The 13672-nt window shown below is 53.2% G+C and carries 13 protein-coding genes; 4 read left to right on the plus strand and 9 right to left on the minus strand.

What is annotated here, in order from left to right; all coding sequences use genetic code 11:
- Window positions 1-34: 34 nt before the first annotated feature.
- From ACN0R1_RS06895 to metK, 9 genes are read right to left on the minus strand one after another with little or no spacing between them, the layout of a single operon-like run.
- Entirely contained in the window at window positions 35-1312 is a 1278-nt protein-coding gene (locus ACN0R1_RS06895) for a dihydroorotase (protein WP_417581249.1), read from the minus strand.
- Between the two features lie 12 nt (window positions 1313-1324).
- Complete coding sequence (locus ACN0R1_RS06900) at window positions 1325-2323, minus strand: aspartate carbamoyltransferase catalytic subunit (protein ID WP_417581251.1); 999 nt, start codon at window positions 2321-2323, stop codon at window positions 1325-1327.
- Window positions 2324-2347: 24 nt separating this feature from the next.
- Window positions 2348-2860: a bifunctional pyr operon transcriptional regulator/uracil phosphoribosyltransferase PyrR gene (gene pyrR / locus ACN0R1_RS06905; RefSeq protein WP_417581253.1), complete on the minus strand. Its 513-nt coding sequence runs from the start codon at window positions 2858-2860 to the stop codon at window positions 2348-2350.
- Window positions 2835-3317 carry a Holliday junction resolvase RuvX gene (gene ruvX, locus ACN0R1_RS06910; RefSeq protein WP_417581255.1) on the minus strand — a complete coding sequence of 161 codons (483 nt, stop codon included), beginning with the start codon at window positions 3315-3317 and terminating at the stop codon, window positions 2835-2837. Before ruvX ends, pyrR begins: the two co-directional genes overlap by 26 nt.
- An 11-nt stretch (window positions 3318-3328) precedes the next feature.
- On the minus strand, window positions 3329-3895 hold the full coding sequence (locus ACN0R1_RS06915; protein WP_417581257.1) for a YqgE/AlgH family protein: 567 nt from the start codon (window positions 3893-3895) through the stop codon (window positions 3329-3331).
- A gap of 60 nt (window positions 3896-3955) precedes the next feature.
- A complete protein-coding gene (locus tag ACN0R1_RS06920) occupies window positions 3956-4930 on the minus strand; it encodes an energy transducer TonB (RefSeq protein ID WP_417581259.1) in 975 nt (324 codons plus the stop codon).
- Window positions 4927-5880: a glutathione synthase gene (gene gshB, locus ACN0R1_RS06925; RefSeq protein WP_417581261.1), complete on the minus strand. Its 954-nt coding sequence runs from the start codon at window positions 5878-5880 to the stop codon at window positions 4927-4929. Before gshB ends, ACN0R1_RS06920 begins: the two co-directional genes overlap by 4 nt.
- Before the next feature lie 38 nt (window positions 5881-5918).
- Entirely contained in the window at window positions 5919-6647 is a 729-nt protein-coding gene (locus tag ACN0R1_RS06930) for a 16S rRNA (uracil(1498)-N(3))-methyltransferase (protein WP_417581263.1), read from the minus strand.
- Between the two features lie 12 nt (window positions 6648-6659).
- A complete protein-coding gene (metK, locus tag ACN0R1_RS06935; RefSeq protein WP_417581265.1) occupies window positions 6660-7880 on the minus strand; it encodes a methionine adenosyltransferase in 1221 nt (406 codons plus the stop codon).
- A 246-nt stretch (window positions 7881-8126) separates the two neighbouring features.
- Here metK and tkt point away from each other — a divergent pair, with 246 nt between their 5' ends.
- The 4 genes from tkt to fba are packed head-to-tail and all read left to right on the plus strand — an operon-like array spanning window position 8127 to window position 13473.
- Window positions 8127-10121, plus strand: a complete 1995-nt coding sequence (gene tkt / locus ACN0R1_RS06940) for a transketolase (protein ID WP_417581267.1) — start codon at window positions 8127-8129, stop codon at window positions 10119-10121.
- Between the two features lie 39 nt (window positions 10122-10160).
- The gene (locus ACN0R1_RS06945; protein ID WP_417581269.1) at window positions 10161-11192 is read left to right on the plus strand and encodes a type I glyceraldehyde-3-phosphate dehydrogenase; all 1032 of its coding nucleotides are present in this window, start codon (window positions 10161-10163) and stop codon (window positions 11190-11192) included.
- 22 nt (window positions 11193-11214) lie between these two features.
- On the plus strand, window positions 11215-12384 hold the full coding sequence (locus tag ACN0R1_RS06950) for a phosphoglycerate kinase (protein ID WP_417581271.1): 1170 nt from the start codon (window positions 11215-11217) through the stop codon (window positions 12382-12384).
- 24 nt (window positions 12385-12408) lie between these two features.
- Entirely contained in the window at window positions 12409-13473 is a 1065-nt protein-coding gene (fba, locus tag ACN0R1_RS06955; RefSeq protein WP_417581273.1) for a class II fructose-bisphosphate aldolase, read from the plus strand.
- Window positions 13474-13672: the final 199 nt, after the last annotated feature.

Raw genomic sequence — 13672 nt, forward strand, 5'->3', positions numbered from 1 at the left:
GGTATTTATTCCAGTTGCAGGAGCGCTGCCGTCATTAGTGGCGCCGAAATACCACCTTGCCACCGATCAGCGTGGTAGTGACGCGGCCAGTGAGTGTCTGTCCGTTAAACGGTGAATTTTTACCGGCTGAGTGCAAATTTTCAGCACTCACAGTCCAGTTTTCCTGCGGATCGAAAATACAGATATCAGCTTGTTGACCCGGCATCAGACTACCGCTGTCCAATCCCAGAATACGGGCGGGGGCCAGGGTGAGTTTCTCGATCAGTTGCGGCAGTTCCATCAGTTTGCGCTCCACCAGTGTCAGACATAGTGGCAGTAGTGTTTCCAGTCCACTCAGTCCGGGTGCCGTTTCCGCGAAGGGCGCTTGTTTCGAAATCAAATCCTGAGGTTGGTGATCAGAGCAGATAGCAGTAATGGTCTGGCTTAGTAAGCCCTGCAACAGTCCGGCTCGATCGAGTGCGCTGCGCAAGGGGGGTTGCAGATGCAGCGCCGAATTAAATTCGTTGACCTGCTCGTCACTGAGGATCAGGTGGTGCACAGCAACATCTGTTGTGACTTTTAGTCCACGTTGTTGCGCGGCACTGATCAGCTGAACTGAGCGCTCGCAGGTGATCTGGCCAAAGTGAGCACGTACTCCAGTTTGCTCAACCAAGAGCAGGCAGCGGGCGACTTCAATGGTTTCTGCCGCTTCCGGAATACCGCTGAGACCCATGCGTGTCGCATTGGCGCCTTCATGCATGCAGCCGCTGGCTGCCAGGCTATGATCCTGGGCCTGAAAAATAACCAGTAAATCAAAGGTTGCTGCATATTCCAGGCAGCGCAGCAGGCTCAGTGAGCTGGTCACTGGAGAGCGGGCATTGGTAAACGCAACACAGCCAGAGCTTGCTAAGGCGTGCAATGGTGCCAGTTGCTCACCCAGCAGGCCTTGAGTCAATGCTCCCATTGGCAGCACACGGGTAAAACCAGCATCCGCCGCACGATCCTGTATCAGCTCAGCAACGGCTGGTGTGTCGACAACCGGTCGGGTTGTCGGAGGAGTGATCAGGGTAGTGATACCACCCGCGGCCGCTGCTGCCGTTTCACTGGCAATGGTGCCTTTATGGGTTTCGCCTGGCTCGCGCAAGTGGGCGCAAAGATCAATCAGGCCGGGGCAGACAATTTGGCCATGGGCATCAATGCGTTCATCGCTGATGAAACCAGCCGGTGCCTCGCCTAGAGCCAGAATTTCTCCATTAGAGATGTACAGGTCGGTAATCTGGTCCACAGCGCTGGCTGGATCTATAACGCGGCCGCCTTCAATTATAATGTTCATCGTCTGGTATCCTTAAGCCTTTGCGCTTGGCTGGTTATCTTTCAACTGACCACTCATGGCCATCGACATAACGGCCATGCGTACGGCAATGCCATTGGTGACCTGATTCAGAATGACTGAGCGTTCACCATCGGCTACGCTGGATTCGATTTCTACGCCGCGGTTAATCGGCCCTGGATGCATTACGATGGCATCCGCACGGGCATAGGCCAGCTTGGCTTCGGTAAGGCCGTAGAGCTTGTAGAATTCGGATTCACTCGGCAGTAGTGCGGACTGCATCCGCTCCTTTTGCAGCCTCAGCATAATGATGACGTCGACATCACGCAGTCCACGCGACATTTCGGTAAATACCTTGACGCCCATGGCTTCAATATGGCGTGGTAGCAGGGTCAAGGGGGCAATGACCCGGATTTCATCCACCCCAAGTACGCGCAGCGCATGAATCTGGGATCGGGCAACGCGGGAGTGCAATATATCACCGACGATGGCGACTTTCAGGGCGGAAAAGTCCCCTTTGTGCTGGCGTATGGTGAGCATGTCCAGCATTGCTTGGGTGGGGTGCGCATGGCGGCCATCACCGGCATTAATCACGGCAACATCGGGGGTGACATGCTCGGCAATGAAGTGTGCGGCTCCACTGGCTGAGTGGCGCACGACAAACATATCGCAATGCATGGCGCGTAACGTCATCAGGGTATCCTTCAGGGTTTCCCCTTTGGAGGTCGACGACGTGCTGATGTTGAGGTTGAGAACATCGGCAGACAAGCGTTTGGCGGCCAGCTCAAACGTAGATAGCGTACGGGTGCTGGATTCAAAGAACAGATTGGCTACGGTTTTGCCGCGCAGCAGCGGGACTTTCTTAACCTGTTGGGCACCCATGTCGACAAATGAGTCGGCCGTGTCCAGAATTTCCGTGAGCAGAGGGGCCGAGAGTCCCTCAATGGTCAGGAAGTGTTTCAGCTGTCCTTCGGGAGTCAGTTGAATACTATCGTAGTGGTTCTGGCTCAGCATAATAAAATACTCATGTCTTCAGGGTCAGGATTGACGTTGACGAATATCCAGTAGCAGCGGCTCAGGGCCGGAGAGTTTAATCTGCTGATCCGGGCGCAGGCTCAGGGTGTCGCCACACACATCCGGCTGAATAGGCAGTTCACGGCGCTGCAGGTCGATCAGGGTGATCAGTGAAATCGAAGCGGGTCTGCCGTAATCAAATAGCTCATTCATTGCCGCACGAATGGTGCGCCCAGACATGATGACATCATCCACCAGCAGGATGTGTCGGTCTTCTGTTGGGCAGGGCAATTTAGATGGCATAACTTTAGGGTTCAGGCCAGAGTGGGTGAAATCATCGCGGTAAAAGGAAATATCCAGTATGCCCAGCGGGCTGGTAATACCCAGTTGCTGGTGTAGTCGTTCCGCTACCCAGACACCACCGGTTCGGATACCTATCATTAATGGGTCGTCGATATCTCGATAGGCGATCAGGGTTTTGAGATCCTGGCTGATAGAGTCAAGCAGGCGTTCAACGTTCAGGTTGCCCGATACCATAAAGGGTCTCCAGTGGGGTGTGGCTGGGAATGAGTTGGGTGGTGGAAAACCAGTCTTCCAGAATCAGACGTGCGGCAATACTGTCGACTGGTTCTTTGCGAAAATTACTGCCGCCACCGGCGGCGTAATGGATCTGCTTGGCTTCTCGGGTGGTGAGGCGTTCATCCATAAGGAAGCAGGGGTGGCCGAAGCGTTCATGCATACGGTTGGCGAATTTACGTGCTCGGCGGGCCATGTCGCTGATGCTACCATCCATATTGACCGGAATACCAACCACCAGGCAGTCTGGTTGCCAGGTTTCAATGATGGCGGCCAGTGCATCCCAGTCGGGTATGCCGTCGCGGGCATTGACCGTGTTCAGTGGTTTTGCCGTAGCGGTCACGGTTTGTCCGGCCGCAACGCCGATGCGCCCTGTGCCAAAATCAAAACCCAGTGCCGTTTTAAAAGATGACTGCATGCAGTTTTCGGTCAGGCATGTCCGGCATGAGTCGTCAGAAGTTGAAGGTTGACGCCCAGTGATGCCGCAGCTGCCTGAAGTCGCTCCTCAGCTGGTAACCGGAACATTATATCTGAATTTGCCGGACAGCTTAACCAGGTGTTTTCATATATCTCGTGTTCCAGTTGACCCGGGCTCCAACCGGCATAGCCAAGTGCGACCAGACAGTCTTTGGGACCTTCACCCACAGCCATGGCTTCAAGGATATCCATGGAGGTAGTCAACTGGATTTCATTGGTAACGGAATGACTGGATAGCCAGCGCCGTCCATCATCGCCATGTAACACAAAGCCCCGATCCGGGTGGATGGGCCCGCCCTTGAATACCGGCATAGGGTCGATAGCTACTTGGGTATAGTCAAGTTGGATATGATCAAACAGGTCATGCACCAGAATGCCGGCTGGGCGGTTGATGATAATACCCATGGCGCCATATTCACTGTGATCACAGATATACGTCAGTGTGCGGGAAAAGTGGCGATCATCCAGATGTGGCATGGAGATGAGAAATTGATCGCGTAATGAAGTTGAATCGGACATGCGAGTCACCTTGGATAGAAAGTTACCGACGGACTCAAAACAAAAAGTCTTTTCTTAGGCTTAGTACACACTGGCGCGTTTCTCAAACTTCCAGGTACGAATTATTTCAAGACGGTCGGTGTCACGTCGCATTTCATTGGTGAAAGGCTGGAAGGGCGAAGCCATTTGCACGATACGTATCGCGGCATCATCCAGTATGGCATGGCCTGAAGATTGTAAGACTTCAATATCGGTTACGCTGCCATCTGGCAGGATGGCTACCAGCAAGCGCAAGCTGCCGTTGATATCATTGCGGCGGGCTTCTTCCGGGTAGTTCATGTTGCCGACGGTCTCAATACGTCGGCGCCAGTTATCCAGGTAAATGGCATCATCGTGCGCCATGGTGGAGGGTGCTGATGTGAGTCGGCGTACTCTGGGTTGTCGTGCTTGTGTTTGTTGTTGAGCTGAAAGCTGCGCCTGGATGCTGGCGATTTCCATGCTGCGAGCCATGAGTGAGCCAGACTGTCCAGGGGTTGGTTGTGGCTGGCTGGCTGCTGGTTGGCGCTGTTGTTGAGCGGGTGCTTGCTCTGCTGCTGGAGCCTGAGTCACCACCGGTGTTTGCTCTGCGCCTGATTGCTCTGGTGCAGCGATTTCCGGTTCCACGGGGGCCGGCGGAGCGGGTGTCGGTTCAGCTATCTCTGGCTCTGGCTCGGGGTCTGGTAGAGTGATTGGTTGCGGCATGGGTGCTTGTTCTGCCACCACTTCATCTTCCAGGATGGATTCTTCGGTGACGCTGGGAAGCAGTTTTTCGTCACTCTCGCCACTGCCGAGTTGGTCTGCCTGGGCAAAAAAATCCGCGTCTACTGGTGGTGTTTCACTGGTTTGCTGGACCAGGGTGATGTCCAGCGTATGCTGTGGTGGCGGTGTTTCCGGTAGTTTGAAGCTAATGGCCAGGATCAAAAAACCGTGCAGTGCCAGTGCCAGAAACAAGTTAAGGCCAAGGCGGTCTGCCGCGGTTTTATACCAGGAGTGGCGTTGATCCGGCGTAGATATCATTGTTCAGCAAGGATTTGCTCTAGTGTATACATCAGCTGCATGCCGATATCCAGATCAAACTGCGTATCCAGTTCGCGAATACAGGTCGGGCTGGTGACATTGATCTCAGTGAGATAGTCACCTATGACATCCAGTCCAACAAACAACAGTCCTTGTGCCTTCAAGGTCGGGCCTACCTGTTCGCAGATCCACCGATCACGATCACTCAGAGGCTGCCCTTCACCTCGTCCGCCAGCGGCCAGGTTGCCGCGCGTTTCTCCGGCTGACGGTATGCGGGCTAGTGCATAGGGCAGGGGTTCACCGTTGATCATCAGAATACGTTTGTCACCAGCACTGATTTCTGGCAAATACTTTTGTACCATGCACATCTGGGTACCGTGAGCAGTCAAGGTTTCAATGATAACGCCCAGGTTCAAGCCATCTTCGCGTACCCGGAAGATCGATGCGCCGCCCATACCGTCCAGGGGTTTGAAAATGACATCCTGATGTTCGCTATGGAAGGCGCGTAGTGCGTCATCACGACGTGATACCAGTACCGGTGGGCAGCATTGGGGGAAATGAGTGGCGAAGAGCTTTTCATTGTAATCCCGCAGGCCCTGGGTGCGGTTGACGATCAGTGTGCCCTGCTGCTCGGCCAATGCCAGTAGCTGCGTAGAGTAGAGAAACTCATTATCAAACGGCGGATCCTTGCGCATCAGGATAACGTCGAGCGTGCTGAGTGGCAGCTGTTGATAGACACCACGGCTGAACCACTGGTCTGGGTTCATAGCGACTTGTAGTGGTGCCATGCGGCCCATCGCTTGACCCTGAACAAGGCTGAGATCGGATTGTTCCATGTACCAGATTTCCCAGCCTTTGCGTTGTGCGGCCCAGAGCATGGCCAGACTGGAGTCTTTCTTATAACTGATCGCCTCAATGGGATCCATGACGATACCGATTTTAATACTCATTCATGTGTCCTGTCGTTGGTCTGGTGAGGATGACTATCTTAACCTAGATCACCCCAGAGATACTGTAAAACTGCGCAGGCAGCCACCGGCGCTGTTTCGGTGCGCATTACCCGTGGTCCGAGCGCCAGGGGTTGAAAACCTTGTGCTATTGCCTGTGCTACCTCAGTCTCGGTTAACCCCCCTTCGGGGCCGATCAACAGCGCTACCGATGTTGGTGGTGGCATGTTGGTCAGCGCAGTAGCACTGTGATGGTGCAATACCAGCTTAACCTCCGCCTGGCAGGTTTCAAGCCATGTCTGCAGTGGCTGCGGTGTGGCGATTTCAGGCAAGCGGTTACGTAATGACTGTTCACAGGCGCTGATGGCGATCTGTTGCCAGTGGCGCTGACGCTTATCCTGTCGCTCTGCTGTGAGCTTAACCTCACAGCGCTCGGTAAACAGCGGAGTGAGGGTGTGGCAGCCCATTTCGGTGGCTTTCTGTACCGCATAGTCCATGCGCTCGCCTCGGGACAGCGCCTGACCTATCTCGATGTTTAACGCTGACTCCGTGGCAGCGGCGCGCGCGCCGGTGATGTTGACCTGAATGCTGCGTTTACTGGCGCTGGTGATCTGCGCATCGTATTCCTGGCCATCACCATTAAATAGACAGAGCCGATCCCCTTCTCGCAGGCGCAAGGCTTTGCCAGCATGCTGAAAGCTGCTGTCGCTGAGCGTCAACTCAGAGAGGCCTGCCAGCGGCTGGGCCTCATAAAAGCGTGGTACTCTCATCGGTGCGCCTGATCAGAGGCCTGCGGCCTGTCGGAGTGACTCAGCTCGATCGGTCTTTTCCCAAGGGAAGGCGGTGAAGGTCTCGCTCTGCTTTTTCCCATCCTGATCAATCCACTCATAGCTGGTTTCAAAAGGCTCACGCCCAAAGTGTCCGTAGGCGGCGGTCATTTGATACATAGGATGCAGCAGATCCAGCATGGTGGTGATGGCATAAGGGCGCAGATCGAACTCACGCAGAATCAGTTGGATAATCTGTTCATCACTGATCTTACCGGTACCAAAGGTGTTGACTGACACGGAGGTTGGTTCGGCCACACCAATCGCATAGGACACCTGGATTTCGCAACGATCAGCAAGGCCCGCTGCAACAATATTCTTGGCAACATAGCGTCCGGCATAAGCGGCGGAACGATCGACTTTTGATGGATCCTTACCTGAGAAGGCACCGCCACCATGACGTGCCATACCCCCATAGGTATCGACAATGATTTTGCGTCCAGTCAGACCACAGTCGCCTACCGGACCGCCAATCACAAACTTGCCGGTTGGATTGATATGGTAGCGGGTGGTGTCTGACAGCCATTCTGCGGGAATAACCGCTTCAATAATTTCCCGCTTCACCATGCGACGCAGATCATCTTGATTGATCTCTGGGTCATGCTGGGTGGAGAGTACAACGGCGTCAACACCGCAGGGCTGGCCTGCGTCGTTGTAGCGGATGGTTACCTGGCTCTTGGCGTCTGGGCGCAACCAGGGCAGCATGCCGCTTTTGCGCAGCTCGGCCTGGCGCTCTACCAGGCGGTGAGCGTAGTGGATGGGCGCGGGCATTAAGGATTCGGTTTCATTGGTGGCGTAGCCAAACATCAGCCCTTGATCGCCAGCGCCCTGGTCTTCCGGGTTGCTGCGATCGACACCCTGGGCAATATCCATGCTTTGTTTGCCGATCAGGTTGATTACGCCGCAGGTGGCGCCGTCATAGCCAACGTGTGAAGAGGTATAACCTATGGCATTGATCACGCTACGTACCAGATCTTCCAGGTCAACCCAAGCTGAGGTGGAAATCTCACCAGCTACAATTGCGACACCGGTTTTAACCAGCGTCTCGCAGGCTACGCGCGCTTGCTTGTCACGCGCAATAATGGCGTCGAGAACCGCATCGGAGATCTGATCGGCTATTTTGTCCGGGTGACCTTCAGAAACGGATTCAGAAGTGAAGAGGGTGTATTCGCTCATGTCAGGAAAATTCCTATAGCTTGAGAAGTTGTCGTCAGTCAATGACCCTGTTCAAGCCATTTTACCGGTTTGGTCGAGGTTTTTCATAACTGAATTTGAGGTTGAGGGTGAAATCCGGGTGTTTTTACATGAAATTTCCACTTTATGTGGAATTGCATTTGATGCGCGTGGCTATCTGCGCGAAAATCACCGCCTGTAACTTTTACGAACTTAAATCAGAATCGGGCCAGCCCCAGGAGTTGATTAATGTCCTCTCGTCGTGAACTTGCCAATGCCATTCGGGCGTTGAGCATGGATGCCGTCCAGAAAGCCAAATCCGGGCATCCCGGAGCGCCAATGGGAATGGCGGATATTGCTGAAGTCTTATGGAATGACTTCATGAAGCACAATCCTGCTAACCCATACTGGTTCGACCGTGACCGCTTTGTGCTGTCCAACGGCCATGGTTCCATGCTGATCTACTCCCTGCTGCATCTGACAGGTTATGACGTCAGCATTGAGGATTTGAAAAACTTCCGCCAGTTACACAGCAAAACCGCTGGCCATCCGGAATACAGCTACTGCCCGGGTGTTGAAACAACCACCGGTCCGCTTGGACAGGGGATCACCAATGCTGTAGGTATGGCATTGGCCGAAAAAGTGTTGGCCGCTCAATTCAATCGCGATGGACATGACATCATTGATCACCATACCTATGCGTTTTTGGGCGATGGTTGTCTGATGGAGGGTATTTCACATGAAGCCTGTTCACTGGCCGGTACATTAGGGCTGGGTAAGCTGATTGCCTTCTGGGATGATAACGGCATCTCTATTGATGGCGAAGTTGAAGGCTGGTTTACGGATAACACCCCGGCACGTTTTGAAGCTTATGGCTGGCAGGTCATTCCGGCTGTCGATGGTCATGATGCGGATCAGATCCGTGAGGCGATTGAACTGGCGCGTGAAAATACCCAGCAGCCAACCCTGATCTGCTGCAAAACCATTATCGGTTTTGGTTCACCCAACAAGCAGGGCAAGGAAGATTGTCATGGTGCACCGCTGGGTGATGACGAGGTACTGCTGGCACGTGAACAATTACAGTGGCCGCATTCACCCTTCCAGGTCCCAGGTGAGATTTATGATGACTGGAATGCTCTGGAAGCAGGCCAGTATGCTGAAAATGAGTGGAATGAGCGGCTGGCAGCTTACCAGAGCGCCTATCCTGAGCTGGCCGCTGAACTGGTGCGTCGTCTGGCAGGCGATCTGCCGGATAATTTTGAGCAGCAGGTAGATACATGGATTGCTGAGGTGGCCGCAAAAGGCGATACCATTGCTTCACGTAAGGCCTCCCAGAATGCGCTGAATGCACTAGGTCCGATACTGCCAGAGTTTCTGGGTGGTTCAGCGGACCTGGCAGGCTCAAACCTGACACTTTGGTCGGGTGCCAAGGGCGTTAGCCGTGAAGATGCCAGTGGCAACTATATGTATTACGGCGTGCGTGAATTCGGCATGAGTGCCATGATGAACGGTATTGCACTGCATGGTGGTTTTATTCCCTATGGCGCCACCTTCCTGGTGTTTATGGAGTATGCGCGCAACGCCGTGCGCATGGCCGCTTTGATGAAGCAACGGGTGATTTTTGTCTACACGCATGACTCTATTGGTCTGGGTGAAGACGGCCCAACGCATCAGCCGGTTGAACAGATTGCTAACCTGCGTCATACCCCGAATATGGAAACCTGGCGCCCTTGTGATGCGGTAGAATCAGCCGTTAGCTGGAAGTCAGCTGTGATGCGCGCAGACGGGCCTAGTGCACTGATCTTCTCGCGCCAGAATCTGCCTCATCAACCGCGCAGCAATGATCAGGTCGCTGCTGTAGCACGGGGTGGGTATGTGCTGACAGATTGTGAAGGCACGCCAGAGATTATTCTGATGGCGACTGGCTCTGAAGTCGCCTTGACTATCAGTGCGGCCGAAGCTTTGACAGCCGAAGGGCGACGGGTTCGGGTAGTATCCATGCCTTGTACTGAGCGTTTTGACAAGCAGGATGCGGCTTACCGTGAGGCGGTATTGCCTGCAGCCGTAACCGCGCGTGTAGCCGTGGAAGCCGCTCAGGCGGATTTCTGGTACAAGTATGTTGGTTTGAACGGTGCCATAGTCGGCATGCGCAGCTTTGGTGAATCAGCACCAGCCGGTGACTTGTTTGAATACTTTGGTTTTACCACTGAAAACGTCGTCAATACAGCCCGCGAACTGCTTTAAGCTGGTTAGTTAACGCAAAGAAAGGAAGCGTGACACACTATGAGTTACCGCATTGCCATCAATGGTTATGGCCGCATAGGTCAGAGTGTGTTGCGTGCCCTGTATGAGCGTGGCTTGCAGCATCAGTTGCAGGTGGTGGCATTAAATGAGTTGTCAGATATTGAAACCCTGACGTATCTGACTCGTTATGACACCACCCACGGACGCTTTCCTTTACCGGTTAGCCATGATGGTCAACATCTATTAGTCAATGGCGATAAGATTCGGGTGCTAAGCATTGAGGACCCGCAACAATTGCCCTGGGCTGAATTGGCTGTTGATCTGGTTCTGGATTGCTCTGGTAGCTTTTCCAATCTTGCACAGGCACAAAAGCACCTTGATAGTGGTGCGCAGCGCCTGTTGTTTTCCAATCCAGCGTCGACAGATATCGATGCGACGGTAATTTATGGCTTTAACCATCAACAATTACGTGCAGAGCATCGCGTAGTTTCGGCGGCATCCTGTACCACCAATTGTCTTGTACCTGTGTTAGATTTGCTTGATCGAGAGTTCGGTATTGTTAACGGTGTGACCACTACGGTGCATTCAGCTATGAATGATCAGCCGGTCATTGATAGTTATCATCGCACTGACCTGCGTCTGACACGTAGTGCGTTACAATCCATCATTCCGGTTGATACCGGTTTGAGTAAAGGAATCGATCGACTCTTGCCGCACCTGGCCGGACGCTTTGAGTGCTTGCATCTGCGGGTGCCGACGATCAATGTGTCGCTGATGGATTTGTCAGTGAACCTGGCCAGTGATACCACGGTACAAGCTGTCAATCAGTTAATTGAAGCCCATTCACGCCAGGGGCAGTTGCACCAGCTTATGGGCTATACCGAAGAACCTCACGCGTCGGTGGATTTCAACCGCGATCCCCGCTCTGTGATTGTCGATGGCACCCAGACGCGGGTGACTGGGCAACGCTTACTGAAAATGATCTGCTGGTTTGATAATGAGTGGGGTTATGCCAATCGTATGCTGGATGTCGCAGATCACTGGCTAAGGCTTAGGAAAAATTTTGATTGATAACTAACAAGGAACTATCCCTATGAGCATTCAGAAAATGACAAACCTGAATCTGTCCGGTAAACGGGTACTGATTCGTGAAGATCTGAACGTACCGGTCAAAGACGGAAAGGTAACCTCGGATGCACGTATTCGTGCGTCCTTGCCAACGATAGAGCTGGCGCTGAAAGCGGGTGCCAAGGTCATGGTCATGTCTCATCTGGGGCGTCCAACGGAAGGCGAGTATGAAGCCAAGTACTCACTAGGCCCTGTTGCTGAGCATCTGTCCATGTTGCTTGAGCGTCCTGTGCCGTTGATCAGTGATTGGCTTGATACGCCATTTGACGTTGCCGAGGGTGATCTGGTAATACTGGAAAACGTGCGTTTTAATGTAGGCGAGAAAAAAGACGACGAAACCTTGGCAAAAACTATGGCGGCCCTCTGTGATATCTTCGTCATGGATGCCTTTGGTACCGCACACCGTGCTCAGGCATCCACCCATGGCGTGGCCAAATTCGCACCGGTGGCGTGCGCCGGTCCGTTGCTGGCGAATGAGCTGGATGCCCTGGCAAAGGCATTGGATGCACCGGTAAGACCGATGATGGCGATTGTCGGGGGCTCCAAAGTGTCAACCAAGCTGGAGGTGTTGAACGCGCTATCGGTCAGCTGTGATCAATTGATCGTGGGTGGCGGTATTGCTAATACTTTTCTGGCGGCTGCCGGTAAGCCGGTTGGTAAATCGCTGTGTGAGCATGATCTGATTCCGGTGGCGAAAGCGCTAATGGATAAGGTGTCTATTCCACTGCCCATCGATGTGGTCGTAGCTACAGAGTTTGCTGAGGATGCTGTTGCGACCGTTAAGTTGGTAGATGACGTGGCTGAAAACGATATGATTCTGGATATTGGGCCGCAGTCAGCCCAGCATCTGGCTGACATGCTCAAGGGGGCTGGAACCATTATCTGGAACGGTCCTGTGGGGGTGTTTGAATTCGACCAGTTTGGTGAAGGCACCCGGGTGATATCCTTGGCTATAGCTGAAAGTGAAGGTTTTTCCATTGCCGGCGGGGGCGATACTCTGGCGGCGGTCGACAAGTACGGAATTGAAGATCGGGTATCTTATATTTCTACGGGTGGCGGTGCTTTTCTGGAGTTTGTAGAGGGTAAAGTATTACCGGCTGTTGCAGTACTGGAACAACGTGCTGCCAAGCACTGATAATTAAATTAAAGAGGTTTATTCATGGCACTTATTTCTATGCGACAGTTGCTGGACCATGCCGCTGAGCAGGGTTACGGCATTCCGGCGTTTAACGTCAATAACCTGGAACAGATGCGCGCCATTATGGAAGCGGCGGCTAAAACCGACTCTCCGGTGATTGTGCAGGCTTCCGCGGGTGCACGCAAGTACGCTGGTTCCAATTTTTTGCGTCATATGATTTTGGCAGCAATTGAAGAATTTCCACAGATTCCTGTGTGTATGCATCAGGATCATGGCACCAGTCCGGCCGTTTGTCAGCGTTCTATTGCGATGGGCTTTTCATCGGTAATGATGGATGGATCATTGGGTAGCGATGGTAAAACACCGACCAGTTACGAATACAACGTGGATGTGACTCGTCGCACTGTGGAGATGGCACATGCGTGTGGCGTATCCGTAGAAGGTGAGCTGGGTTGCCTGGGATCACTTGAAACCGGTATGGCGGGTGAAGAAGATGGTATTGGTGCTGAAGGTATCCTGTCGCATGATCAGATGCTGACTGATCCCGAAGAAGCCGCTGATTTTGTGCGTAAGACCGGTGTCGATGCCCTGGCGATTGCTATAGGTACCAGTCATGGTGCCTACAAGTTTACCCGTCCACCGACAGGCGATACCTTAGCTATTCAGCGTATCAAGGAAATTCATGCGCGTATTCCTGACACGCACCTGGTCATGCATGGCTCCTCTTCGGTGCCACAGGATTGGTTAGCGATTATTAATGAGTATGGTGGTGAAATTCCGGAAACCTACGGTGTCCCGGTTGACGAAATCGTGCAGGGTATTCGCCACGGGGTGCGTAAGGTGAATATCGATACCGATCTTCGCTTAGCATCTACCGGTGCGGTACGTCGTTTTCTGGCTCAGAACCCGGCTGAGTTTGATCCGCGTAAATACCTCAAGGAAACCATCAATGCGATGCGTGAGATCTGTATCGCGCGTTACGAAGCCTTTGGTACCGCCGGTCATGCAAGCAGCATTACACCGATTGCACTGGAGGATATGGCTGAGCGTTACGAAGCGGGTCAGTTGGATGTGAAAATTAACTAAGGATCCCATTATCGCCCGGAGACCGGGCTCCTACATTTAAAATAGATTCCTGTAGGAGCTCGCTCTGCGAGCGAACCAACCCATCGCCCGGAGACCGGGCTCCTGCATTTAAAATAGATTCCTGTAGGAAATAAGATGGACCCGCCCCTCTAACAATGTGCCATGCTTAATCTGTAGAGAAAGCAAACCGGCATCTGAG

It is taken from the genome of Nitrincola sp. (genome assembly GCF_048264025.1).
Lineage (GTDB): Bacteria > Pseudomonadota > Gammaproteobacteria > Pseudomonadales > Balneatricaceae > Nitrincola.

Coding starts and splice junctions, on each gene's coding strand:
- ACN0R1_RS06895 (WP_417581249.1), bottom strand. CDS start 1,312: ATGAACATTATAATTGAAGGCGGCCGCGTTATAGATCCAGCCAGCGCT.
- ACN0R1_RS06900 (WP_417581251.1), bottom strand. CDS start 2,323: ATGCTGAGCCAGAACCACTACGATAGTATTCAACTGACTCCCGAAGGA.
- pyrR (WP_417581253.1), bottom strand. CDS start 2,860: ATGGTATCGGGCAACCTGAACGTTGAACGCCTGCTTGACTCTATCAGC.
- ruvX (WP_417581255.1), bottom strand. CDS start 3,317: ATGCAGTCATCTTTTAAAACGGCACTGGGTTTTGATTTTGGCACAGGG.
- ACN0R1_RS06915 (WP_417581257.1), bottom strand. CDS start 3,895: ATGTCCGATTCAACTTCATTACGCGATCAATTTCTCATCTCCATGCCA.
- ACN0R1_RS06920 (WP_417581259.1), bottom strand. CDS start 4,930: ATGATATCTACGCCGGATCAACGCCACTCCTGGTATAAAACCGCGGCA.
- gshB (WP_417581261.1), bottom strand. CDS start 5,880: ATGAGTATTAAAATCGGTATCGTCATGGATCCCATTGAGGCGATCAGT.
- ACN0R1_RS06930 (WP_417581263.1), bottom strand. CDS start 6,647: ATGAGAGTACCACGCTTTTATGAGGCCCAGCCGCTGGCAGGCCTCTCT.
- metK (WP_417581265.1), bottom strand. CDS start 7,880: ATGAGCGAATACACCCTCTTCACTTCTGAATCCGTTTCTGAAGGTCAC.
- tkt (WP_417581267.1), top strand. CDS start 8,127: ATGTCCTCTCGTCGTGAACTTGCCAATGCCATTCGGGCGTTGAGCATG.
- ACN0R1_RS06945 (WP_417581269.1), top strand. CDS start 10,161: ATGAGTTACCGCATTGCCATCAATGGTTATGGCCGCATAGGTCAGAGT.
- ACN0R1_RS06950 (WP_417581271.1), top strand. CDS start 11,215: ATGAGCATTCAGAAAATGACAAACCTGAATCTGTCCGGTAAACGGGTA.
- fba (WP_417581273.1), top strand. CDS start 12,409: ATGGCACTTATTTCTATGCGACAGTTGCTGGACCATGCCGCTGAGCAG.